The following is a 24,476-nucleotide window of genomic DNA, read 5'->3' as shown; positions in this document are numbered from 1 at the left end:
CAGTTCGCACAGAGGAAGTGTTTCAGCTCACCCCAGAATTAGAAGATCGATATTTCATTATCGTGAATGGCTTCCAAAGCATGCCGCTAATCACAATATTTCCTTGGAGTGCATTTTGGAGTTTTACCTTGAAAGAATAAGCAGGACACACACCTTTAATACCATGAAAAACCGGTCTTGAAGCAATAGCCTTTGTTCACCACGAATGGACAAAAGTATGTGTTGAATAAGGGCGTGTGTCCTCGTAAATTTCAACTACATTAACTCTATGATATGTTTAATCTTTGGCGTGTTAAGCATTAAGGATTGTCATGACCAACGCAGAATCTCATTTGAAACAGCATATTGCTCAGCACCTAAAAGCGATTCGCAGTGAACGTCAATTAAGCCTCGATGCGGTGGCAAAATTGACTGGCGTTTCCAAAGCCATGTTGGGTCAAATCGAGCGTGAAGAGTCTAGCCCTACCATTGCTAAGTTATGGCAAATCGCCAGTGGTCTAGATACCTCTTTTTCCGCTTTCCTTGGGCAGATATCGCAAGAGCATGAACGGGAAGAAACAGAGTTTCCAGAGGATCCTAATATGCAAATGACCACGTTAATGCCTTACGATCCCCGAGTAAAATTCGAAATGTTCGACATTTCCCTATTCGCTCACCATGAGCAACACTCGACTGCCCACGCCCTTGGAGTGATGGAAACAGTATGGGTGATTGAAGGCAGCTTAGAGCTGTTTTTCGATAACGAATGGCACACACTTAATCCCAATGACACCGCCCGTTTTTTTGCCGATCAGCCCCATGTCTACCGAGCCAAAACCGAGCAAGTGAGGTTTCAGAATTTGGTGCATTACACTTAAACTCTCACACAATAATCTCTGCTCGTTTGTATTAATAATGATTGAAGACATAAGCTAACTGCAGATAAATAGACTTGAAAATCAATATTCCACAAAGATAAAAGGAATCTCACATTGACTACCAAAGCAGACATAATTATTGATGCAGCCACAACGGTGTTCACAGCCTATGGTTATAACTCTCCGAGCATTGATAAGATTTGTGAAACAGCAAAGGTGTCGAAAATGACCTTTTATCGTCACTTCGAAGATAAGGATAAGTTAATTGATGCAGTGTTAACGAAAAAGCATCAACAATTTATTGATGCCATTCAAGCGATAACCAAAACATCTCCTACAGCCAAAGAGCAACTGTGGGGCATCTTTCAGTATTATCAGGCGTGGTTTGAACAAGAGACCTTTAATGGTTGTATGTTCAGTCGTGCCTTATTTGAAACGGGTAATACCAATCCAAAAATCCAACAGTTGAATAGCGCTTTCCGTACTGAGATGCTTAGTGAGCTACAAGCAATTTTACGAGCAGTATTAAAACCTGAAGCTGCAGAGCGAATCTCAACCGCGATTTTAATGCTTATCGACGGTGCTATTATTGCGCAAGCGTCTAATAACCATGAATTGCAAGAATACCCCCCAATAACCACCGCATGGCAAGCCGTTAAAGCACTTATTTATGCTGAGGGTGGGCAACTCTAACCCCACTAGACTGCTTACTTTTTTTTGAACATAACCAAATGCCCAATGCGATCAAAAGCGCGCTCACCCAGTGGTAATTTTCAATTGCTACATCAAGAAAAGTGATACTGAAAACACCGCCAGATAACGGTATGATGTGAGTATAAATTTCTCCTCGCGTCGCACCGATTTCACCAATTCCCTTATTCCAAAATACGTAGGATAACCAAGATGGGAATACAACAAGATATATTAGCCCTGTCCAAAACGAGATTTGCCCATATGAGCTCAAATCGACCTGTGGGTGTATTAATACATAATAAGTGACAATTGGGATTAACACGGTAGCACCAATCAGCGAGCTCGTGGTAACAAACGCATTACTCGAAATGCTTTTATCCTTAATCCGCAAAAACGAACAGTAAAACGCCCAACTTAAAGCCGACCCCATTGCCCATACATCACCATGATTAAGATGTGTAAGTGACTGCACATTACCTATATCCCCTTTCATTATGAGAAATAACACACCAAAGGAGCTCAATACCACACCAATGACATTATTCCTTGTAATATGATCGCGAAAAATCAGGAAGTTAATCAACAGCACTACGCCAGGTGTCGCGGACATGTAAATTGCAGCGTTCAGGGAAGATGTGGTTTGTAACCCAATATACAAGGTCAATGGAAAGAGCACTTGACCAAAGATGGCGAGAAAGAAGATAGAACTCAATGAACCTTTAATCGCTCGCCAATGCTGTTTTACTTGTTGAAAGTAGAACAAAGAGAGCAAGAGTGCTGTGAGCAACCAGCGAGCTTGGGTCATCACAATAGGGTCGGCATGAGCAACGAGCACATGGCCCACAACATAATTACCGCCCCAGAACATGGCCGCAAGAGTAAGTAAAAGATAAGGCATCGGTATTCAACATCAGTAAGACAATGTCAAAACTGTACTACTTAGTATCGAATGAGTTTTGTGATCAACTATGAATTAATAGCCAGTAAAGGAAAACATGAGAAAATACCTTCACGTTGATATAGAAAACTGTACTAGATAGTATCACTATCAAACATATCTATAAAAACAGACTATTATTATATTGACGATTGTTTAGTGGTATATAAAGCACATGCGTGGCACCCTACTCATCCTTAAATGAATTGTCCTCTGTCATGTGGTCTTGATAAAACCTAAACCCATTGCGTCCGTGCGTTTTGGTTTGATACAGAGCAAGGTCAGCTCGTTTCAACGCTTCATTCAACTCTTTGTCCTCTTCATCAATCCAACTCACACCAATGCTGACCCCGATGTGAACCTCTTTACCGCCAATATCAAACGGCTGACTGATTGAATTGACAATCCGCTCTGCCATTTCTTGTGCAACCTGATAAAGGTTGTGACCACTGATAAGCAAAATTGCAAATTCATCACCACCAAAACGGCACACTAAATCGGTTTCCCTCACGGAGCTTTTTAGTCGCAGAGCAACGTTTTTTAATACCGTATCACCAGCGCCATGACCGTAGTGGTCATTTACATCTTTAAAGTAATCAAGGTCGATCAGCATCAACATATGGTGCTCATCGGCCTCTTGAGTAAGCTTAGGAAGTTTTTCGACATAATGATTAAATTGAGTTCGATTAGCTAACCCAGTAAGAATGTCATGGTGAGCGGCATGTTGGATTTTCTCACGACTTTTTTCTCGTTCAGTGATGTCTTCTGAAGTACAAATCCATCCATGGTCAGGTAACTGGTTGTACAGAGCCTCCACAATTTGACCAGAATTTAAGTGATAGACTTTACGTAATGGCAAACCAGCATCAAACGCATCATACATCTGTTCGAGTACATCATCTGGTTGTTCTGTGGTTTCTTTACGCTCAAATCGAGTACGCAAAAACTCACGAAAAGAATTCCTCATCCGCACTTGTGATGTATTTTTCTTATACACATCAATATATTGACTATTCCAATATTTAAGCAAACCACGAACGTCATACACTGCAACCCCCTGAGGAATATGGTTAACAATCGCACTCAATTCATCGTTTTTCGCTTGCATTAAACGTTCATTTTCACTCATTTTTTGTTCGAGCAATTTACGTTCTGAAACGTCTTGGAACGAACCGATTAAACGATACAGTTTGCCATCTTTGTACATCCCCTGACCGGTGGTTTTTACCCACATGTGCTTACCTTGTGCATTAATAAAAGGTAATTCACTCGCCCAAATACCGTCGCTAACAAGCGCCTTATTCACAGTGTCTTCAATAATATGTCGCGCTTCTGGCGCAAAATAGGCAAAGCCACTCTCCATAGTGGGAACAAAGTCCGAATCCACGCCCACAATTTCACGAGTTTGCTGAGTCCAGACCAAGTCATCATTTTCAATGTCGTATTCCCACCCACCAACTCCTGAGGCTTTTGCAAGCTCATCAAACAAAGCGCTCTTACGTTCTAACAATAATCGTGCAGCTTCCACTTCTTCTAAAGCCAACTTTGCTTGTAGCCAATTTAAGTTCGAACGCAGCAAGCCGCCGACAATTTGGGCAAATGCCTGTAGCTGTTTTTTTTCGCCCTCACTAAATTTCCGGTGCTTATCGTCAAAAATACTTAACGAACCAATCACTTCTTTATCATCCAGAGTGATTGGGCAACCGGCACAAAATTGGGTCTTTTTTTCAATAATAATAGGACTATTACATGAGCGCGGATCCGTTTGCGGGTCCTCTATCACTTGTATTGACTGACTGGAGTATACATAGCGACAAAAAGAGTCTGGACTATCAATAAAGGTCTCTTCTACACCAACGGATGAGATAAACAATTGTGGCGACTTGTTCTGGGTGTCATCGTTGAGCGATAACACGACCATGGGACAACGGAATGTTTCCGAAGTAAGCGTTATCAAAGCATTCAGCTCTGGAATACGATCAACCGTTGAACGCTTTAATTGCTCAAGGGCTCTATCGTACATTGCTGAATAATCAGATTGTTTCACCATTTATCGCTTCACCAAGCCAAAAGTCTTACTGGATATTTATATTACCCAATCGAATTAGCTTAATTTTGGCACAAGAACACTATCTCATCGAAAAATATACGCAAAATGAATAAAAATTAAGGGGTTGATCGGCAAAATCGCCCCCTTAACTTCGAGATTTTTCAGTAAGGCTATTACTATTTCCTTCGTGAGCTGTGGTTGTTTAGCCGCTTGGCTACATCAGCAATTTAATTAAGCTAAGTTCTTCCGAAAAACACAAGTAATAAACCGCCGCAGTAACAACCACGGTAATGGAAATATCACAAATGGACCAAAGCACAGAAAGGTGTGGCCATTTAGTGCGCAAATTGACAAATGCAGGCAGTAAACAAAAGTTATTCAGGATGGTACCCATGATGACAAACAGTAGACTGTCTACTAAGCTATTGCGCATGTTCAAAAAAAATTCCATGTACGCATAAGTTGCCAGAAAAGCAATAAAAGAGGAACGACTCAATAGTTTTGAATATTCCTCTATTTTTTCATAACTTACTTGTAGATTTTGATTGGTTTGGTTAATCATATTTACGCCCTCTTGTCAGGTGTAACGTCTAAACCGCATTGCCAACTTCACTGTAGATAATTTAAATTATTCGCTTCATAACCTTCGTCACAATGCCAACAAGCAATACTCACCTTTACACTAATGTGTGATCGCTTTCTAATCAGGCTAACCAGCTTTCAAAAGTATTACGGTTATGGCTCAGTGTAAGTCTCATCTCTCAGCGAATTATCGACGTATTTTGCTGGCGATCCCCATTCCATAACACTTAACGAACACTGGTTAAACTTCTCTCTATATGCATAAGATTTCATTTATTTGCAGCCAGACTCACCACTTAATTATTTGAAGGATTATGAAGAATGGTAAAAAGAATTGTTTTATTAATGATGAGCTTTGCACTCTGCTTTAGTGTACAAGCACGAACCGACGTTTTCCCGCAAAGTGACTTTGATGAATTAAGCGATGGATTATATTGGTTTGGCGCAAATAACCAATATGAAAAAGCCTCTTCCGACACTAAAGATGGCAGCACCTATTATGACCCTAGTAAACCTACATTAATCTTTATTCATGGCTGGCAAAAAGATCATATTGTCGATCTAGAACGTCAAACATTTTATGAAGATGATTCTAACGGTTGGCCAGATATGGACTTTGCCAACTTATGGATAAGTGAAGGCTACAATATTGGTATTTTGTATTGGGACCAATTCGCCGACGAATCCGAAGTGAAAAATGCGGAAGCAAAAATTTGGTCGACTGAGGGCAATAAAGGGATGCGTTGGCTAGACAGTGACGGCAATTACCATGATGGACCAGACCAAACCGTCACTGAACTTCTGCTTGCCGCCTATGAAGACGCGATGTCTGGTTATCAAGGCAGTGATATTCGTCTGGCTGGGCACAGTTTGGGTAACCAATTGGCTCTGCGTTTAACCGATGAGCTAGTAACACTCGCGGCAAATGGTGCGATCAATAACAATGAAGTGCCACAGCGTGTTTCTCTGCTCGACCCCTTTTATTCCAACTATGCCAAAAGCTACTTAGACGGAGCCTGGGTTGGCGAAAAAGCGCGGGAAATTGTCGCTCGCCTTAAAGCAGCAGATATCGCCATCGATTCTTATCGTACCTCTATTGTGACCTCTTCTATTTTTGTTGGCGATGAAAATAAAGAGCTGCAAAACTCTGTAGCGTTTGCGGAAGAAAAAACCAGTTTCTTTAATCAAACACAGCAGTCACAAAAACACAGTGCTGCGATTTGGCTCTACCTTTGGTCGATAGCATATTCCACCCCTACCGTTTCCGATAATACCCTCGCGGGGCTTTCTGCTGCGACAACAAACGATGAAGTCAAACTGTGGATGGCAACAACCGATCATCTCGTCCAATACGATGGTGGAAGCACGAAAGACCCACAAGACAACCTATTTGAAACCGCAGACGCACTGTAGCGTCAGCTATTTAGAAAAAAGACACAAGCCACTGGCTGCGTGGTTCGTGTCTTTTTGTTGGTTGTGATTAAGAATTGGTCGAAAGCACTGCACCAAAAGTGATTAACCCCATACCGCACAATTGATTAATACGCTGACCAAATCTGTTCATGACTGTCGATGCTCTCTTAGATGTCATGATGTAAGCTACCAGAGCGAACCAAACCACATGTAATGACGCAATATACACTCCATACCCAAGCACAAAAAGTGAGTGATTGCCCTGATCCATTGAGATTAATTGGCTAAAAACACTTAGGAAAAACAGCATCGTTTTAGGATTCAGTAAGTTGCAAAAGAACCCTTGCACCAAATATTTGGAATGTCTATCTGGCTTGTCCACCACAGAGTTTGGTTCTGGCTGCCGCAACGTAAACTGTGAATGAAGTAATCCATTAATACCTAAATAAACGAGATAGCCCGCTCCAGCGTACTTGATCATGGAAAACAACCAAACGTTGTGCAGCACTAGCTGGCTAATCCCAACGATTGAATAAGTAACATGGATACAAACACCAATCCCAATGCCGCTGGCTGTAAGTGCCCCAGCCTTGCGGCCAAAAAGAACACTGTTTTTGAATACTAAAACGAAATCTGCACCAGGGCTAATCACAATTAATAGCCCGAAAATCATAAAACTAAACCATTCCATTTTTTCACTGTCCTTCAAGAATCATTGGATAAATTGTATCTATTTTTTAGTGAGTTATAATCGAAAAGAACGGACACTAACTGTGAGAAAAATTCACGGATGAGACATTTAAAAGCCTTTTATGTATTTCACATTACCGCTGAATCTCTGACGTATAGTGAAGCTGCAGAGAAATTGCACATCACCCATGGGGCGGTGAGTAAGCAGATCAAACTGCTAGAGCAGCACCTCTCGCAAACGCTGTTTTATAAAAAAGGCCGGAACATGTTGCTTACAACAGAAGGTCAGTTACTTAAGCAATATACCGATAAAGCCTTTGGCGCTTTGCGTAACGGCGTTACTGCGCTAACGAAAAAGGATAATGTACATTTAGATGTCTCCTGTGAACCAACGTTAACGATGCGCTGGCTTATGCCAAGACTGGCTAGCTTTTATCAACAAACTGGTATTGATGTGCGCCTTTCCACCGCAGGTGGTCCTGTCACACTGAGTAAAGATGGAATATCACTGGCAATTCGTCGTGATGACTTCGAGCTTAACCCTGATTACGTGCCTCATCTTTTAACCACTGAGTATGTTGGCCCTGTCACCTCACCAGAGTATTGGAGCAAAATAAAAGACACTCTAGAAAGCTGTACTCTGCTTCATTCTAATACTCGTCCAACCGCTTGGTCTGATTGGCTCGCCGCGACCAAAACTCACCGGTCCAAACCTAATGAAAAATCGTTTGAGCACTTTTATTTTTGTTTGCAAGCTGCGTCAGACGGATTGGGAATCGCGATGGGATCCTATCCCTTGGTGGTCGACGATATAAAACGTGGCCGCCTAATTGCCCCGTTTGGTTTTATCGAATCTGGACATAATTATGTGTTGATAAGTCAACATGATAGTTGGAACCAACATGAACAAGCATTTGCGAATTGGTTACAGCTCGAGTTAGCCCAACTAAAACCAACCCCTATTGAAGATTAGCGTACGCTGATGCCATAGGAGCTAAAAATCCCATATGCCCATTCCAGCATTGCACTGCTTGGTACGGTGTAAGAATGAAACTCATCGAGCATTTTGAAAGCGGTATATTTGGCTTTGCCGAGTTCGTGATAAGGCAAGAGTTCGATGGCGCACCCTGCTAAATTTTGCTGCATAAATTCCGCGGTGGCACGCAGGTTGGCTTCATCACCGTTCACTTCGGGGATAAACGGAATACGGATCGTCATGGGCACGCCGAGAGCGTAAATACGTTTGACGTTCTTTAAGATTTGCTCGTTGCCAAGCCCCGTGACCGCTTTATGTTTGGCGGAATCCATTACCTTGAGATCAAAGAAGAGATGTTCAAAATGAGGAAACAGATCAGCGGCGCTGCGCCAATTAAAATGGCCGCAGGTCTCTGCCCAGAAACTGATGCCTAATGGTTCGCACTTTTCAATAACAGCACGGATAAAATCGGGCTGCATAAAGGGTTCGCCGCCCGAAAACGTCACACCGCCATCGGTATAGCGAAAGAAGAGTTCATCCCGTTTGATTTTCGCCACCACCTCATCGACCGACGCAGGTGTACATGCCAGTGAAAGTGCCTTTGAGGGGCAGGCTTTGACACACAAGCCGCAGTGATCACAGGCTTTGGTTACCTGAGTGACCGCTCGGGGATCAAGCTGTTGCGGACATTGCCCAACGCAGGTTTGGCAGCCTTTGCATTTGTGTGCGTAATACGCCAGCTTAGGCTTAGCTGTCCATGTTTCCGGGTTAGCACACCACTGACAACGCAGTGCGCAACCCGCCAAGAAAACAGTGGTACGCACACCGTCACCATCATGGATGGAATAATCCTGCATCTGCAGGACGATTCCTTGTGTGGCTGGTGCTGTGTTGTCCACATTCATTAACAACAACTTTCGTGTGCAGAACGGGCAATAATCGCTTCTTGCATCTCAGGTGACAAGTTCACAAACTGCGTACTGTACCCAGCCACGCGTACCAACAGGTCGCGATATTGATCCGGGTCTTTTTGCGCTTTACGCAATGTTTCAGTAGAAAGCGTATTGAACTGCACATGGAAAGCACCTAAAGCGAAATAAGCACGGATGATATTGCCTAAATCGCGGCGGCCTTTCGCTGTTTTTACCACATCTTCGCTTAAACGTAAGTTGAGCAAGGTGCCACCAGTGTGAACATCGTGGTTCATCTTCGCACTTGAGCGCATGGCGGCCAGTGGGCTGCACACATCACTGCCAGCAAATGGCGAAACCCCTTCGGTGATCGGTTGACGAGCCAAACGTCCACAGGGAGTTGCCCCCACCACTCGACCGGTTGGAATGTAGTTAGAAATCCCCATAAAGGCACTGTTAAAACGCGAGCCCAAAATATCGTGATATTCGCGGGTGGTACGATAGTAATAGTTAGCAATAGTGCGTGCGATACCATCCACATAATCGTCATCGTTGCCGTATTTTGGCACATCCAACGCTTTGGCTCTTAGTGCTTCAAAGCCTTCCCAGTTAGAATCTAACGCTTCATTAAGCTCTACCATCGTGGTGACTTTATCTTCAAATACCAGCTTCTTAATCACAGCTAATGAGTTAGCAACAATCGCCAAACCAATCCCAGTTAACACAGGTCCAATATTGTATTTCGCACCGCCTTTGGAAAGGTCAGTTGCGGTTTCAATACAATCTTCAATACAAGCGGATAAGAACGGACGTGGCACCATCTCTTCATGCAGACGCTGAGCTACCAGTGTGGAAATCACGGAGTGACGAATCAGATGGCCGATTTGTGACAACGTGCCATCTTCCACCGCTTGGTAGCTGGCAAACTCACTGACCACATCGTCACCCAACTGCTCGCCAGTTAAGCGGCTTTTACCATTATTGAGTGCGTATTCCATCGCCGCTGCAAAGTTCACATTCACCGCAGACGTCCATTGACCTGTTTTGCGAAAATGCGGAACAACACAGCCACAGTTGCTCCAATCTCGAGCATCTTCCGCATCATAACCCGCTTGCAGCAGCATTTGCGTTCCCGCTTGGTCATTATGAATCGCGGGGAATCCAGTGCCGGTACTGACCAAATCGGTCACAGCTTGCATAAATTCAGGCGGACAATCGGAATGGATACGCACACTTAAACCCGGCTGGTGAGTTTTCACCGCGTCGGTCGCTTCTAAGCACAGGTAAGTCAGTTCGTTGGTGGCATCGGAACCATCGCGATTTTTGCCGCCCACAGTGAGGTTTTGGAATTGGTTATAACCGGCAAAATAGCCCGCTGTATTGGCTGAGATAGTCCACACCCATTCTGAGAATTTAAGCCATAACGCTTGAATAAGCTCTCTAGCATCATCTTTGGTCATAATGCCATTTTCCATATCTTGTTGATAATACGGATACATATATTGGTCGAATCGACCAGGATTCAGCGCCAATGGGTTTTCAGAAATGATCCCGCCTAGTTGGGTAAACCAGACAAACTGAATCGCTTCATGAAAAGATTGTGGTGGCAGCTCAGGTACGCGGACACACACTTTAGCAATCTTGTGTAACTCTGTTTGTCGAGCCGGATCGGCTTCTTGCTGCGCCAACCTTTCAGCTAATGCGGCATAGCGCTGCGCAAAACGAATAATCCCTTGCGAGGTTAAAATGCTCGCTTGGCAAAACTGAATTTTTTCAATATCCGCACTGTTGGCATAATCCAAACTCGCCATCTTAGCTTCCAGCTTTTCAATCACGCCTTTAAAGCCGTATTTAAACAACACATCTTGATAATCCGGTGTAATTTCCCCCACCGCCTGACGCCATTTAGAGTCGTTATCGACCACGCCAGTATCCACGGCAATTTGAGCAGTTCGAACAGGTAATGCCGCCAAAAAGTGCTCTTCTAAGGATTGTCCTTTCCAATATGGGAAAACATGAGTACGAACAAAATCACGTTGCTCGTCAGTCATTTGATAAGGGTCTTGTGGACGTTTATCAAAGTTGTCCATCTCCTTATCGACCCATTGCCAAGAAAACTCCGGCGTTAAAATACCTGTACGACGAAATTTACCTGCCGTTCCTACCACCAATTCATCGGCAAAAATTTGAATATCAAATTGATCGCAAAAATCATAAAACGCCTGTGCGCGACGTACTATTACTGGCTGACCTTCCGTACGCTTATGTGACTCGGTGTAAATACGAGCACGCTCGTAACAAATGGAAGGTTTTGAATTAACATAGTTTTGTCTTAATCGTTCGATTCTTTCATTCACTGACATGGCAACAGCTCCTTGTTCCCTACCCCTTTTGGGGTTCATGTTCCTTGTATGCTATAACGCACAACAAAATTTAATCTAACACGAATGAAAAAGGTCAAATTTTGTTCTAGCTCAATAAAGCGCCGAAATAATTGAACAAGTTGATAACCTAACTGGTCACAATCAGAATCATTGTTCACGATAAGCTACCTTTCGCCAGTTAAGGCTGCTAAGGTGGCGTATCAATGATTTTGAACTTCAAGAGAAAATACGTGGAAGAGATTGTATTAGCCGGCGGTTGCCTGTGGGGCGTCCAAGAATTCATCAAATACGTACCAGGGGTAATCAGTACCGAGGCTGGGCGCGCTAACGGCACCACGCATTCAACACAAAGTGACTATGATGGCTATGCCGAGTGCGTGCGTATTGAGTTTGACCCGCAACAAATCAGCGTGGCGACGCTCATCGACCATCTTTTTGAGATCATTGATCCTTATAGCATTAATCAGCAAGGCGTTGATATTGGCTTAAAATATCGCACGGGCATTTACAGCACTAATCCTAACCATTTAACCATTGCCAAACAGTACATCGCCGCAAGAGATGATGCGGCGAAAATCGCAGTAGAAGTACTGCCACTGACTAACTTTGTACCGAGCGATGATGAGCATCAGCACCACTTGACGCATCACCCTGAAGATCATCACTTATGCCATATTCCATGGGATATTTTGCATCGTTATAAAGCCAAAGCTTGAATATACCAGCATACCAATATTATCTCGGCACACTAAATTTAAGCATAAATAGACATTTATCTAACGACGCGATAAATACCAGGTGCATTCTCCAATTGATGTAGGACCAATCACACTTGGAACAAAAAGATAAAAATCATAAATTTCTGACCTAATTTCGAAAAATCACAACTCAATCTCAGTGTGTAATAGTGATTTACATTTGATTAATCGCAAGTTGAAGATGAGTTAAAAATGAAAAAACACGTATATCAAGTACCTGAAAACAAGAAAATAAGAGTAATTATTGATACCGATGCTAACGCAGAGGGAGATGACCAATTTGCTATCGTCCACGCACTATTAACACCCAAATTTGATGTTGTCGGCATTATAGCGGAGCATTACGGTCAACCAGACAGCATGAATGCGAGTTATGATGAAATAATCAAAATATTAAAAATCATGGGGTTAGATGGAACAATTCCAGTGTATCGCGGCGCTGAACAAGCTTTAAATGACACACAGAATGGTATTGATTCAGAAGGTGTTCACTGCATAGTTGCAGAGTCACTAAAACAAGATCATAGGCCTTTGTTTGTTCTAAATATTGGCGCAATTACAAACCTAGCATCAGCCATTCTGATCAACCCAGAAATACAAGATAGACTGCTTGCCATCTGGATTGGTGGTGGCCCATACCCAAATGGGCATCTAGATTTTAATCTTGCTAATGATATCAATGCGGCCAACGTTGTACTCCATTCCACAACCGAGTTATGGCAAATACCTCTATCTGCTTACACAATGATGGAAGTAAGCTTTTATGAACTATTTGAACGCGTAAAATCCCATGGAGAAATTGGTGATTACTTGTTTAATAATTTATTAAGAGTTAACGAAATAGAGTGCAAATTGAATTTTGACGATATGCCTTTTGCCAAAAATTACAGCCATGCCGCGAAAACCATGTTGATTCGCTCTGGTGAAGGTTGGTCATTAGGAGATAACCCAGCCGTTGGAGTCTTAATAACCCCTCAATTAAAAAATAGTGAAATAATCAACGCTCGTACGATTAATAAAGACGGTACGTATGGCGACCTGATTAACAATAGGATGATTCGTGTTCATCATAGTATTGATAGTCGTGTAATACTTGAAGACCTATTCTGTAAAATTAAATATCATTATGGGTTATAAATCACGCAAATAAAATGCGCAATATGAATAGACGCCGCCGATAATCTATACATATTGCGCCAAACCGAAAAACCTAATATCTATAATATAGGATAAAAGCGCAGACTATTTTTCAGTTGCATTACTTGTTGTTCAACTATATCTTTCGGAACATCTCTTTTATATTCCTCAATATTTCTATTATCCATGATCATACAAAATACTTTGTATTCATATTGTTTAGCCATTTCATAGTATTCATCAAGATCTTCATTTTTCGAAAATGAGTTGGTTACAACAATCTTATTTATCCCATCTTCAATTAATCTCTTAGTGCGAGTACGGCAGTATTCGTCGGCATGTGGTTTTAACTTTTCATTCCATTTATTTTCCCCATACTGTGCGTAGTAATCCCAGCAAGAAACCACATTATCGCATAGCGTACGAGCAAACTCTGTTTTCCCGGTTCCAAATGGCCCACGAATAATATATAAACACTTCATGTTCACCTCTACAATCTAACATACCACATGGCAAGAAATTTCTTTCTCAATATCATTTAACACATCATTATCGTAATTGAAAAACGGCTTTTCAGACAATTCAATTAATGTTTCATTTTCAACCATAGAAATGAATGGCAATGATATTAATCCTGGAACAAACTTATTCAAAACTGATTTCGTTTTTTCATTATTTAAAAGTTCTCTCAATGGCATATCAATATTGTATCTTGGTATGTATTCTTTATTCGGTTTATAACTTAAACTGTATTTACCGGATTCCAATATCATTACCAAGTCATCATTGCTTTGCTCAATCGTTTTAGGGTGTCGACCATGATAATTGATCTCCGCAAAATCTGAGATATCAGGTAACACTACATGCGCACGAGCATCAAATGGGATTTCTAATTCAAACAGCAAATCTCCGGTTGTTTGCTCAACTTCCCAATAAACTCGATAGATACCAGCTGAAGTTCTTGACACCAAATCAACATGGCGCAAACGGTAATTGGGCTTAGGCGATAGGAAAGCCAATTTGAACCCTGGTGACATTTCACTCGGTGCTAATCCACATACATCTTTATAGAGCCAGTCAATCACAGATCCAAATGCATAATGGTTCAATGAATTCATACTATTATCGGGATTCATCTTGCCTTGCTCATCCATTGAGTCCCAGCGCTCCCAAATGGTCGTCGCTCCTTGTTTTACCGCGTATAACCAACTTGGTTTTTCTTCGCTAAGAAACATACGATAGGCAACATCGTTCAATCCTACTTTCATTAAAGCTCGACAAAAGTATGGAGTGCCAACGAAACCAGACGTTATTTTAAACTGATCCCGAGACAATTTTGCATAGAGGTCTTTCGCAGCTCTAGGTAAACTCTCTTGGGGGTAAACGTCAAATAGTATGGCCAATATATACGCCGTTTGCGTATCTAAAGCCAGCTTACCGTTATGCGTAATGTACTCATTTCTTAACTCATTTATAACTTGTTCAGCAATATTTAAAAAGCGTTCAGAGTCTTCTAGAAAGCCCAATATTTTAGCGATTTTCCCAACAATTAGCGCAGAGTAATAATAATAGATGGAGGCGACAAACTTGTCTTCTGTCTTACCTTTAAAGGTTTTAATATGAGGCTCATTATCAAGCGCTAACCAATCACCGAAGTGAAACCCACTGTCCCATAGAATATGGTTACTTGTCTGCTTAGACACCTCATGATAAATATAATTAACCCAGTTTTTCATACTGGTATATTGACGTTTTAAAACGGAATTATCACCGTAATGTAGCCACATATTCCACGGAACTACTGTCGCCGCATCACCCCAAGCACAGCTCCCGCCTTCTTTGACATCGAACATAGGAACTACAAATGGCACTGCACCATTTAATTTCTTTTGTTCAATGGCCAAATCCTTCAGATATTTCACCAAAAATGCATACACATCCATATTCATACAGGCTGGGGATGAAAAAACTTGTAAATCACCAGTCCACCCCATGCGTTCGTCTCGTTGAGGACAGTCGGTTGGAATATCTAAAAAATTATCTTTATGGCTGCGTAATACATTGTCGATAAAACGATTTACAATAGGTAATCCCGTTTTTAAATATGATATCTGATCAATTTTTGAGTAAACGAAACAGGCTTCAATATCAGAAATAGAATCAACATTACCAATCAATTTTACATAACGAAAACCAAAATAGGTAAAATGTGGTCTTACATGCGAGTCTTCTCCATTGGAAATATACGAGAATGTCGCCTCCGCAGTACGGAGATTTTCTGTATAGATATCCCCCTCCTGCATTACTTCTGAGTAATGTAATGTAATAGACTCACCCTGCTTTAGATGGCTATCAAATTCTATCCAACCAACAATATTTGCACCAAAATCAAGGATAACATCACCGTTTTCTAAATAAATCGTATTAACAGGAGCAATACGATCATGAATGATGATAGGTAATCCCAATCTTGGGGCTAAGCGGGAGTGGAGCGATTGATCGGTTAACAGTGCCGAATGAAAATCATACGTTATGCGGGCATCAATATGCTCACCATCATAGATACCATTTTTTTGCACCCGACTCTTAGATGATTGCCAGGTTTGATCGCTACCAATAATCGTATGAGACCCGTCTTGGTAGGTGACCACCAGTTCGCAAATCATCTCGTTAGTTTGTCCATAGTGGTTTTCCATTCCACCATGATTAAAACCAAATCGTCCTTTGTACCATCCGTTACCCAAACAAACATCAAGTTCATTATGCCCTTGCTGAAGTGCATTGGTGACATCATAGGTTTGATACTGAATCCAAGTATCGTATACCGTGCATCCTGGGGTGAGATATTCCGTTCCCACTTTTTCTGCATTTAAATACAGTTCATATAGCCCTACACCAGATACGTAAAGCCTTGCTTCAGTTATTGGCTTATCTTCCAGATCGAAGTTTTTTCTCAATAGTGACGATAACATCTCGACATCGTGTGATGTGATCCACTTTGCTTGCCAAGCTTCATCCATTTTGCCGGTTTCAAACCATGCCACGCCACTGGTTGCAATATCACCATTATTTGCTTCAACAGATACTCGCCAAAAATACCGAGTACGTGGTGATAGAGATAAATTCAATTCATAACCAGTTGATGAAATTTCAGGACTCCAACCGCTGTCAAAAATGCACGATTTGAACATGTCATCAGAAGCAACTTCTATACGAGCCACCTCTTGCGATAAAGCACTATACGTATCATCCACAGCCACAAATGTCGCAATGACTGTCGAAAAATCATATCCCAAGGGGTTTTCAATATGATTGATCTTTAATTCATTAATTTTCATTAGATTACAACCTTTAGCTATGTGCTTTTGTCATTGAATTGGCATCGGTTTGTTGTGGTGATTCACTAGATATTGCTTCTGTAGCGCCGCTTTCTAACGAAGCCATCAAATCTTTTTTCAACGGTTTACCAACTTCAGGAATGGGGAAGACGACAACAGCAGAAAGAATTGAAAAGCCAGCAAGAAGCAAAAAGAAAAAGGTATACCCATCATCGCCAAATGTTGCAGCACCAAACGCGATAATAACTGGGGCAACAAAAGTCACTAACGAAGATGCTAGTTGAGTAGTAACATTCATTATGGAAATGTCTTTAGTATAATTATCTTTAGAAGGTAATATTCTATTTACCAACGCGTTATCTACTGCGTTATACATTCCAAATCCCAAATTGAATATAAAATTTGAAATAATCACTAGTGTTATATTATGGGAAAAGGCAAAGGCAATCATGCAAACGCCTGTAATCATTGCAGCCATAATAACGAACGGTTTTTGTTTACGAACCTTATCGGATAAAAATCCACCTAATAACCCGGAACCCACCATTAACGCTATCCCCATAGAGGTAAACGCATTCAATTCAAAAATGCTCTTTTCGTCCATAGCAAATCGAGCAATATAAAACAGCGTTGTCATTGACAACCCGGCATTAGTAAAGTTGATAAGCAGCTTAGTTAGGAGTGCCCATGTATACTCAGGGTACAATTTAAAACTCGGATAAAAGTAATTTTTTCCCTTTACTTCATCTTTATTGGAAACTTCCACTTCAGGCTTAACACTGGCTGGTTCAATAATTAATAATGTTGCTATTAGCCCCCCAACTAGCTGTCCGAAAGCGATCATCAATATCTTATCTTGCACAGAAACGGCCGAAAAATACCCCATTACAATCATACTACCGAGCATAACAAACGCTGGAGCAGATGCCCCAATAAAACCAGAAACTCGACCGAATTTTTCCTGATCGACTTGTTCTGGCACGATTGAATAGCTTGAGTTAGTGACCATCCCATAAAAGAACTGAGCGAATATCCACGTACACGCCAGCATGAAGATTGACGTTGCATTAGCAAAAAAATACATGCAAATACAGCCACCTAAACTTCCTAGTAGAATCCAAAAGCGACGGCGACCAAATTTTACATACGTACGGTCAGCAATAAATCCACCTAGTGGACTCAACACAACTAGAGCAAAACTGGAAATGCCAGCACAAATGCCAAACATAGCTGTAACTTCACTTTCGCCGACAAGACGAATGATATTAAATTGAATAATTCCAAACATGAGTAGTACAAGTGGTGCGACAGAGGTTCCGACACCAATCATTGCTGCAGGTACAAGGCGTTTATAAGGTGTTTTTTTCATAATATGTGACCTTCTTTAACAAATTCAATTGCTGAATTTCAGACCACTTAAATTTATCAATATTGGTTTTTATTTTTTCCTATTTTTTGCCACATTTTTATTAATGTTAACTATAGGTATATAGTGTGATTAGAATCACAATGAGATTTACGTAAAAATCTTCCTTTGGGAATTAATTTGTTCTTCGAAATTTTAATGGTGTCGACTTTGTCGCATCGCTAAAAAATTTATTAAAAGCACTCTGGCTTGCAAAGCCCAGTTTATAAGATATATCTCCGATGCTAAGATCGGAATTATTTAGCATTTTTATCGCTTCTTCTAATTTTACTTGCTTTTCTATAATTTTATATGATGTATCTAAACTTTTTAATCTACGAGACAATGTCGTTTTACTGATATTTAATCTTAAACAAATTTCATTTAATGCTTTGCTGCTTTTAAAATCGAAGTCACAGCTATTAATCATTTCCCTTATCGATGTTTCAAGTATTTTCTTTGCATTGTCTACATTGATAAGGTCTGAGTATTCTGAATCGACTATTTTTTTCAAAATAAAAAAAATAGCATCATTAAATTTTGCGTAATAAGTATTCAGATTATCGGTACTAAATGAGATGATATTTCTGGATGACTCCCACTCAACATCACAATCCCAATAGTTAAAAATATTGAGGAATATATTATTGCTTTGGCTTTTACTCTGTACTTTGAATGTTATTTTCTCGCCTAAGTAGTGACTAACTAAAAAGGAGATAAAAATGAAATTGATCATCGATACGAACTGGTAATCCAATTCAGAAAACTCATAAAAATATTCTATCTCAACCTTGTTTCCCGCATATCTTATTTCAATAGTATCTACATTACCAATTATTGAACGATATTGAATATAATTATCCAATGCATTTTTCAGCGAACTAGAATTCAAACACAGTAACGCAAAATGTGGCGCGTGGTCTGAAAATAGATAAGATATATTTTGTCTATTAAAAAAGAACTCTTCTCGAAAGTTCTTTCTTTTTAAAAACCAACCTTCCCCGCCACCTTCATCTAGCATTTTAAGCAAATGGTAATGCTTAGTAGCTGGTATCCGAGTACTGGGTTGAGTTATTTCTTCTGGGTAAACTCCTGATGTTTTTGTAATTTCTTTCCACGAGTAACCCATCTCTAATAAATTATTTATTATTTGATTAGTTAACGATGCGCAGACAGATTTTTTATTTATATCTTCCATATTAGCTAGCCTAGCTCTTACATCCAGCTAGCAATATACTGATAAAGCCTATCAATTGTTAGTGATACGCATCCCAAAAATGACTTACTATTACACGAGAAAAATGATGGTTAAATAATAACCATCATTTCTTATTTTTATAATTCCAAATAGTATATCAGCCATACTAATACACTATTGACTGCGACTTTCAATCAAACTCTTGTATTTATAGGCGCTCGGCTTATATGTACGCTTAAATGTTGAACGATCAACTTCACATAAACCAAAATGAATGTCATAGCCATGAACCCACTCATAGTTATCGATGAGCGTCCAGTGTATGTAGCCTAATAATGGCATACCCTGAGTTCTGAGAATATCCAACTCTTTTAAGGACGACTCAATAAACCAGCATCTCAATCCATCATCATCTGTTGCAATGCCATGTTCCGTGACCATTACCGGTTTACCTGTTACGTTATTGATGTACTTGACACAATTGGCCAAAGACGTGGGATCAATCCAACTTCCCATTTTGTTTGTTGTGGCATCGTCTGGAATTGGCGCCACTCCCTCACTATTCCAAACCACACGCTCATAGTTTTGCACACCAACAAAATCTGCCTCAGACGCGGCCCGTAACCACCCGCCGTAATTGTCCTCACGTTTTGCATCTCGTACGCTATCACCACCCAAAGCGCAATCGTCTAACAAGGCAAGAGAAAAGCCGACTTGCAGATCAGAGTTGTATTGTTTTAGCACGTTTCTTGCCAGTCGATGACCAATGATCAAATTTTCCTGAATGGTATCAAAATCAGATCTTAAGCATGCATTAAGCCCTGAGAACTTCTTACAATGCATTGTTTTTGCGGCCAATTCGAGCATTTCACTCTGTAAATTCCAAACCTGTTCTGGCATACCCAGTACGTTGAGCGTACGCAGAATATTTGGCTCATTGAACGTCAAAACATAGGAGAGTTTGTCAGCAAAATACTTACCTATTTCATCACAATATCTTGTAAATATCTCCGGAGCTTGAGGGTTAGTCCATCCACCCAACGCGGCAAACCAAACAGGGTTTGAAAAATGATTTATTGTGACTATCGGTTCTAGTCCCCGATCAACGCAACCTTTAACGATGCGCAGATAGTGATCGATCATCGCCTTAGAAAACGTACCTGCTGTCGGCTCAATTCTTGCCCATTCCAATGAAAACCGATAGCAATTTAGTCCAATCTCTTTTGCGATGTCCAAATCGTGTTCCCAGAGTTCAAAGCTGTTACAGGCATCCCCTGATGGCTCTTTGAAAACGGTAGTTGATAAATTCTCCATCAACCAAATATCAGAATTGATATTATTCCCCTCAATCTGGTGCCCCGCGCTCGCAGCCCCCCAAAGAAAGGGTAAACTAATTGTAGGCAACTGCATTATCGTATCTCCCTCATTTAGAATGAATATTTAATAGTTGAAACATAAGCGTGCCCATTACTTCTTTTGAATTTGCCGTCAACCATATAAGGAGTATTAAAATAGTCACGTTTAAAAGATTGGTCTCGCGCAACGACAAAAGAAACGGATAGATTTGGCATTTTCTTCGGATGCCAAAGTGATACTAGAGATACTTCTCCTTCAGTTATAGTGTCTCCTTGGTATTTGAAGAATCCGCCTCTCGCATCCACTCCTAATGTAAAATCCTCTCCGATATCTTTGAAATAGGCAATCATAAACGCATGCTCTTTGTTATTAGCATAATCCCATGCATTACCACTGGTCAAAGAATCTTGGCTACCTTGTACATTATTCGCCATATTCAGCGAAAATTTTCCTAATCCCTCTTCTTTATCGGAATCTGAATAGTTATAGGCAAATTTCATATACCCTTTATCAAGAAAAAACTCAGCTCCAATTTCATAAATTGCGGCGTAATCATCAAAATATCGACTATTAGCCGTCATGTTTTTATAATTTGAATAGCCTTTCTCGTAAGTCGCTGTAGCGGTGATCTTGCTCGGAGGCAAGTAAGAATTGGGGCCAAATTTTCTAGCCAATCGAACTTGATGCTTGATCATATAACCTTCACTTTCAGTTATATAATAGCGATATTCATTGTTACCTTTGGTGTAATTAAAATCAGCTGTAAGGATATAATCTATTGTATCTCCCTCAGCCGTTGTAAGTTTGGCGTTATCAATTTCATCACTATCCGAATACTCTTTAATATATGCCAATTTGACAAACCAATTGTCATTTTTAATTTCTGAAGAAAGACTGTTATAAGAACTCATAGCAGCATTATTTTCAACGCTCGTACCACCATATTCAAATAGAACGCGGCGCCCTTGAAATAATTCAATTGAAGTGTCTCCTATTGAAAATTTCTGCTTTAAATAATACTGAGGTAGTTTAACAAACCCAACCGGATCTCCATCATTATTGGCCCGAACAATTTCACGTGTAGCAAATCCTTCACCTTGATTACCAATTGGATCTACAGCATAGGCCTCAACATCAATGCCAAAATGCTCACTGAAGTAGCCCGACTGATAGCTTACTTTAGCTGATTGCGCCCAGGTTCCCATATCATAGTCAGGGAAACCAGATGCTTCTGTACCAAAGCCATCAGAGTGAAGATCGATGTAATCCATTCGAAACGTAGTAGTGATCTTTGAATCGTCTATAAATCTATCAAAATTTGCATGTGCGAGTGTAGGGCACGCAGCAAGCAATAGTAATGCTCTTTTCATATTAGACCTTTTTATTTTATTGGAATAAATGATACAAGTTAATTTATATTAAATTCTGCTAGATTTTTTATAATTATATTCGCACCTTTCAGCGCATTATTGTCACCAATTCCAACTGTATTCATTCCAGCTGTTATTGCAGCATCAATACCAGCTTGTGAATCCTCAAATACTGTACATAAATTATGTTCTATACCGAGTATTCGACTTGATTTAATGAATACCTCTGGATTAGGTTTTGCATTACTAACGTCATTACCATCTATAATGCAATCAAATAAATCATATATTTTTGTTTTATGTAATATCAATTTAGCGTTTTTACTAGCTGAACCAAGACAGACATATATTCCGTTTTCTTTACTTTGTTTCAATAAAGACTCGGCTCCTGGAAGCAATTCATTTCTATCGATTTTATTGATGTAACTTAAGTATATTTCATTTTTAATTTTTAAAATATTACTCAAATCAAACTCAGATAAATCCCTTCCATTCTCCTCTATTATTATTTTAAGAGATTTATCTCTACTCACTCCTTTTAATTTTTCATTCATCAACTCATCAAAATTCAAATTTAATGAGTCGGCGACTTCTTTCCAAGCAAGATAATGGTATTTTGCGGTATCAACCAATACACCATCTAGGTCAAAAATAAATGCTTTCATGATTATACCTGCATGTCAATTCGTCCCATGAAAGGGTCTACTGGGCTTTTTCCGCTGAACGACTTATTACCCAATAAGCAGTTAATTGTTGCTCTGATGGTTTCCACATTCGCGGTATAAGCATTTATGTATGTTTGGACCCGAGGAACATCGTAGAGATGGTATGGATTACCAAATGAAACAAACACAGTTGATAGTTCAGCACAAAACCATGGAGCATCAATTCCCATAGGTCTTGTCCAGTTCAGTCGCAGCGATGTTTTATTACTTGCTGGTTTTATATTGGAAAAATAGAGTGCGAAGTCATATTTCTTCCGCATATCTTCAACGGATAATTTAACGTCTCGCATCTTAAAGTTAGATGGGTCGAATAAATCTACTTTAAACCCTTTGCTTTCAAGCAGCTCAATAGCTGGTGCAAATACATTGGTTTTATTGCCAAAAAAATCTCCATCATCAGTCAATGTAAAGAGCAATACATTTGGCTGCTTATGCGGATCAATAGGAAGAAAATCATCACGGTCTTTAACTAAAGTAATCGATTTTTCCGCACACATATTTGCTAGATTTTTATGAGCTTGGTTACCAATTAGTTCTAGCGCCTGCTCTTGGGGCACCAATTCATCCTTATCTATTTGATGGAGTTTTAGAGCTGCCTTCATTGCTAGAGTTCGAGTGATGGCTTCGTCAACGCGCTCCATACTCAATCGCCCCTCAGCAATGCCTTGCTTCATGTATTGAAAATCTTCTGCAAGATCCTTATTAAACAAGAAAATGTCGCACCCAGCGGCAATCGCTGCTGGCACCGAATATTTTCGTAGCATTACGCTCGTAAAACCGACCATTGCACTGGCATCAGTAACAATCAAACCATTAAATCCAAGTTTGCCTCTTAGCAACCCTTGAAGAATCTCTGGTGATAGACTGGCAGGAAGGACATCTTCAAAATCAAGAGTAGGCTTTAGATATTGGCTATAACTCGGTAAAGAGATGTGTCCAACCATAATTGATAGCGAATCAGCAGCGATAACTTCCTGATATATTTCACCATAACTGGTATCCCACTCTTCTTTTGTTAACGAATTATAGGTTGGCACAATGTGCTGGTCGCGATCATCTATACCGTCACCAGGGAAATGTTTAGCCGCCGTTGCCATCCCTTGTTTACGTACCTCTTTAATATATTCGCTTGAATAATATTTCACCTTATTCTTATCGCTACCAAACGTTCTAACATTAGTAATAGGGTTATTGGGGTTAATATCCAAATCAACTACCGGCCCGAACGTCCAATTCACTCCAAGAGCTTTGCCTTCGATAGCACTGATTCGCGCTAGGCCGCGTACCATTTCTACGTCGTCAGTGGCTGCAGTCTGCATCTGGCAACCAAATTCAGTACCATCGATCGCAGAGCCAGTGCCTCCACTTTCCAAATTTGAGGCAATCAGTAATGGTATATCACTACAGGATTGCAAAAAGCGGTGAGTACTTTGTACCTCTTTGCCTAAGCCAGGGCGAAACATCATTCCTGCGGGTTTAAATGACTCGATCGTATTTCGTAGCTCATCTTCATCTGAGCTTAAACCTACTGGCATAAATAATTGGCCGATTTTCTCATCAAGTGACATGCAAGCTAGCTTATCAGTCACCCAAGCAATGTCATTATCAGACAAATAAAATGGTGAAGATCGTAGATCAACCATAAGGACTCCAATAAAAAACTATATACAATTAATTCTTACTTCATTGTTAATAC

The 24,476-nt window shown here is 40.4% G+C and carries 20 protein-coding genes; 6 read left to right on the top strand and 14 right to left on the bottom strand.

Annotation, left to right across the window (positions count from 1 at the left end; translation table 11 throughout):
- The first annotated feature begins 311 nt into the window (after nucleotides 1-311).
- Entirely contained in the window at nucleotides 312-857 is a 546-nt protein-coding gene (locus tag JCM16456_RS17530) for a helix-turn-helix domain-containing protein (RefSeq protein WP_068716926.1), read from the top strand.
- Between the two features lie 114 nt (nucleotides 858-971).
- Complete coding sequence (locus JCM16456_RS17525; RefSeq protein WP_068716924.1) at nucleotides 972-1,550, top strand: TetR/AcrR family transcriptional regulator; 579 nt, start codon at nucleotides 972-974, stop codon at nucleotides 1,548-1,550.
- Here JCM16456_RS17525 and JCM16456_RS17520 read toward each other — a convergent pair.
- From JCM16456_RS17520 to JCM16456_RS17510, 3 genes are all read right to left on the bottom strand, one after another.
- Nucleotides 1,522-2,448 (bottom strand): DMT family transporter, encoded by a 927-nt coding sequence (locus tag JCM16456_RS17520; RefSeq protein WP_068716922.1) that lies wholly within the window; start codon nucleotides 2,446-2,448, stop codon nucleotides 1,522-1,524. The two genes, JCM16456_RS17525 and JCM16456_RS17520, sit on opposite strands and share 29 nt — an antisense overlap.
- Before the next feature lie 226 nt (nucleotides 2,449-2,674).
- The gene (locus JCM16456_RS17515; protein WP_068716920.1) at nucleotides 2,675-4,537 is read right to left on the bottom strand and encodes a sensor domain-containing diguanylate cyclase; all 1,863 of its coding nucleotides are present in this window, start codon (nucleotides 4,535-4,537) and stop codon (nucleotides 2,675-2,677) included.
- A 214-nt stretch (nucleotides 4,538-4,751) separates the two neighbouring features.
- Nucleotides 4,752-5,099, bottom strand: a complete 348-nt coding sequence (locus JCM16456_RS17510; RefSeq protein WP_068716918.1) for a hypothetical protein — start codon at nucleotides 5,097-5,099, stop codon at nucleotides 4,752-4,754.
- A 341-nt stretch (nucleotides 5,100-5,440) separates the two neighbouring features.
- On the opposite strand from JCM16456_RS17510, the gene JCM16456_RS17505 reads away from it, so the two are divergent.
- Nucleotides 5,441-6,532: a hypothetical protein gene (locus JCM16456_RS17505; protein WP_068716915.1), complete on the top strand. Its 1,092-nt coding sequence runs from the start codon at nucleotides 5,441-5,443 to the stop codon at nucleotides 6,530-6,532.
- A gap of 67 nt (nucleotides 6,533-6,599) precedes the next feature.
- On the opposite strand, the gene JCM16456_RS17500 is transcribed toward JCM16456_RS17505, so the two are convergent.
- The gene (locus tag JCM16456_RS17500; RefSeq protein WP_068716913.1) at nucleotides 6,600-7,223 is read right to left on the bottom strand and encodes a LysE family translocator; all 624 of its coding nucleotides are present in this window, start codon (nucleotides 7,221-7,223) and stop codon (nucleotides 6,600-6,602) included.
- Nucleotides 7,224-7,322: 99 nt separating this feature from the next.
- On the opposite strand from JCM16456_RS17500, the gene JCM16456_RS17495 reads away from it, so the two are divergent.
- Entirely contained in the window at nucleotides 7,323-8,195 is an 873-nt protein-coding gene (locus JCM16456_RS17495) for a LysR family transcriptional regulator (protein ID WP_068716912.1), read from the top strand.
- Here JCM16456_RS17495 and JCM16456_RS17490 read toward each other — a convergent pair.
- Together JCM16456_RS17490 and JCM16456_RS17485 are read right to left on the bottom strand one after the other, a co-directional pair.
- The gene (locus JCM16456_RS17490) at nucleotides 8,192-9,103 is read right to left on the bottom strand and encodes a glycyl-radical enzyme activating protein (protein WP_068716910.1); all 912 of its coding nucleotides are present in this window, start codon (nucleotides 9,101-9,103) and stop codon (nucleotides 8,192-8,194) included. The genes JCM16456_RS17495 and JCM16456_RS17490 overlap by 4 nt on opposite strands.
- Complete coding sequence (locus tag JCM16456_RS17485; protein ID WP_068716908.1) at nucleotides 9,103-11,472, bottom strand: glycyl radical protein; 2,370 nt, start codon at nucleotides 11,470-11,472, stop codon at nucleotides 9,103-9,105. Before JCM16456_RS17485 ends, JCM16456_RS17490 begins: the two co-directional genes overlap by 1 nt.
- Nucleotides 11,473-11,723: 251 nt before the next feature.
- Here JCM16456_RS17485 and JCM16456_RS17480 point away from each other — a divergent pair, with 251 nt between their 5' ends.
- A complete protein-coding gene (locus tag JCM16456_RS17480; RefSeq protein WP_068719019.1) occupies nucleotides 11,724-12,209 on the top strand; it encodes a peptide-methionine (S)-S-oxide reductase in 486 nt (161 codons plus the stop codon).
- 234 nt (nucleotides 12,210-12,443) lie between these two features.
- Nucleotides 12,444-13,388: a nucleoside hydrolase gene (locus tag JCM16456_RS17475; RefSeq protein WP_068716906.1), complete on the top strand. Its 945-nt coding sequence runs from the start codon at nucleotides 12,444-12,446 to the stop codon at nucleotides 13,386-13,388.
- Between the two features lie 80 nt (nucleotides 13,389-13,468).
- On the opposite strand, the gene JCM16456_RS17470 is transcribed toward JCM16456_RS17475, so the two are convergent.
- From JCM16456_RS17470 to JCM16456_RS17435, 8 genes are all read right to left on the bottom strand, one after another.
- Nucleotides 13,469-13,870 (bottom strand): ATP-binding protein, encoded by a 402-nt coding sequence (locus JCM16456_RS17470; RefSeq protein ID WP_068716904.1) that lies wholly within the window; start codon nucleotides 13,868-13,870, stop codon nucleotides 13,469-13,471.
- A 15-nt stretch (nucleotides 13,871-13,885) separates the two neighbouring features.
- Nucleotides 13,886-16,726: an alpha-L-rhamnosidase gene (locus JCM16456_RS17465; protein WP_068716902.1), complete on the bottom strand. Its 2,841-nt coding sequence runs from the start codon at nucleotides 16,724-16,726 to the stop codon at nucleotides 13,886-13,888.
- A gap of 13 nt (nucleotides 16,727-16,739) precedes the next feature.
- Nucleotides 16,740-18,095, bottom strand: coding sequence for an MFS transporter (locus tag JCM16456_RS17460; protein ID WP_068716900.1), 1,356 nt, complete (start codon nucleotides 18,093-18,095; stop codon nucleotides 16,740-16,742).
- Between the two features lie 172 nt (nucleotides 18,096-18,267).
- Nucleotides 18,268-19,329 carry a helix-turn-helix domain-containing protein gene (locus JCM16456_RS17455; protein WP_068716898.1) on the bottom strand — a complete coding sequence of 354 codons (1,062 nt, stop codon included), beginning with the start codon at nucleotides 19,327-19,329 and terminating at the stop codon, nucleotides 18,268-18,270.
- A 174-nt stretch (nucleotides 19,330-19,503) separates the two neighbouring features.
- On the bottom strand, nucleotides 19,504-20,739 hold the full coding sequence (locus JCM16456_RS17450) for a family 1 glycosylhydrolase (protein WP_068716896.1): 1,236 nt from the start codon (nucleotides 20,737-20,739) through the stop codon (nucleotides 19,504-19,506).
- A 17-nt stretch (nucleotides 20,740-20,756) separates the two neighbouring features.
- Complete coding sequence (locus JCM16456_RS17445; protein WP_156430588.1) at nucleotides 20,757-22,055, bottom strand: hypothetical protein; 1,299 nt, start codon at nucleotides 22,053-22,055, stop codon at nucleotides 20,757-20,759.
- A gap of 38 nt (nucleotides 22,056-22,093) precedes the next feature.
- Nucleotides 22,094-22,720, bottom strand: coding sequence for a beta-phosphoglucomutase (pgmB, locus tag JCM16456_RS17440; protein WP_068716893.1), 627 nt, complete (start codon nucleotides 22,718-22,720; stop codon nucleotides 22,094-22,096).
- Between the two features lie 2 nt (nucleotides 22,721-22,722).
- A complete protein-coding gene (locus tag JCM16456_RS17435) occupies nucleotides 22,723-24,423 on the bottom strand; it encodes a glycoside hydrolase family 3 protein (RefSeq protein WP_068716891.1) in 1,701 nt (566 codons plus the stop codon).
- Nucleotides 24,424-24,476: the final 53 nt, after the last annotated feature.

The organism is Vibrio tritonius (genome assembly GCF_001547935.1).
Taxonomy (GTDB): Bacteria; Pseudomonadota; Gammaproteobacteria; order Enterobacterales; family Vibrionaceae; genus Vibrio; species Vibrio tritonius.
This window is presented reverse-complemented; position numbering and strand designations above follow the sequence as displayed.

Excerpts from the sequence above, each read along its gene's own strand:
- JCM16456_RS17505 (WP_068716915.1), top strand. The coding sequence starts at position 5,441 with ATGGTAAAAAGAATTGTTTTATTAATGATGAGCTTTGCACTCTGCTTT.
- JCM16456_RS17515 (WP_068716920.1), bottom strand. The coding sequence starts at position 4,537 with ATGGTGAAACAATCTGATTATTCAGCAATGTACGATAGAGCCCTTGAG.
- JCM16456_RS17470 (WP_068716904.1), bottom strand. The coding sequence starts at position 13,870 with ATGAAGTGTTTATATATTATTCGTGGGCCATTTGGAACCGGGAAAACA.
- JCM16456_RS17445 (WP_156430588.1), bottom strand. The coding sequence starts at position 22,055 with ATGAAAAGAGCATTACTATTGCTTGCTGCGTGCCCTACACTCGCACAT.
- JCM16456_RS17475 (WP_068716906.1), top strand. The coding sequence starts at position 12,444 with ATGAAAAAACACGTATATCAAGTACCTGAAAACAAGAAAATAAGAGTA.
- JCM16456_RS17510 (WP_068716918.1), bottom strand. The coding sequence starts at position 5,099 with ATGATTAACCAAACCAATCAAAATCTACAAGTAAGTTATGAAAAAATA.
- JCM16456_RS17500 (WP_068716913.1), bottom strand. The coding sequence starts at position 7,223 with ATGGAATGGTTTAGTTTTATGATTTTCGGGCTATTAATTGTGATTAGC.
- JCM16456_RS17460 (WP_068716900.1), bottom strand. The coding sequence starts at position 18,095 with ATGAAAAAAACACCTTATAAACGCCTTGTACCTGCAGCAATGATTGGT.
- pgmB (WP_068716893.1), bottom strand. The coding sequence starts at position 22,720 with ATGAAAGCATTTATTTTTGACCTAGATGGTGTATTGGTTGATACCGCA.
- JCM16456_RS17455 (WP_068716898.1), bottom strand. The coding sequence starts at position 19,329 with ATGGAAGATATAAATAAAAAATCTGTCTGCGCATCGTTAACTAATCAA.
- JCM16456_RS17450 (WP_068716896.1), bottom strand. The coding sequence starts at position 20,739 with ATGCAGTTGCCTACAATTAGTTTACCCTTTCTTTGGGGGGCTGCGAGC.
- JCM16456_RS17495 (WP_068716912.1), top strand. The coding sequence starts at position 7,323 with ATGAGACATTTAAAAGCCTTTTATGTATTTCACATTACCGCTGAATCT.
- JCM16456_RS17485 (WP_068716908.1), bottom strand. The coding sequence starts at position 11,472 with ATGTCAGTGAATGAAAGAATCGAACGATTAAGACAAAACTATGTTAAT.
- JCM16456_RS17490 (WP_068716910.1), bottom strand. The coding sequence starts at position 9,103 with ATGAATGTGGACAACACAGCACCAGCCACACAAGGAATCGTCCTGCAG.
- JCM16456_RS17465 (WP_068716902.1), bottom strand. The coding sequence starts at position 16,726 with ATGAAAATTAATGAATTAAAGATCAATCATATTGAAAACCCCTTGGGA.
- JCM16456_RS17435 (WP_068716891.1), bottom strand. The coding sequence starts at position 24,423 with ATGGTTGATCTACGATCTTCACCATTTTATTTGTCTGATAATGACATT.
- JCM16456_RS17520 (WP_068716922.1), bottom strand. The coding sequence starts at position 2,448 with ATGCCTTATCTTTTACTTACTCTTGCGGCCATGTTCTGGGGCGGTAAT.
- JCM16456_RS17530 (WP_068716926.1), top strand. The coding sequence starts at position 312 with ATGACCAACGCAGAATCTCATTTGAAACAGCATATTGCTCAGCACCTA.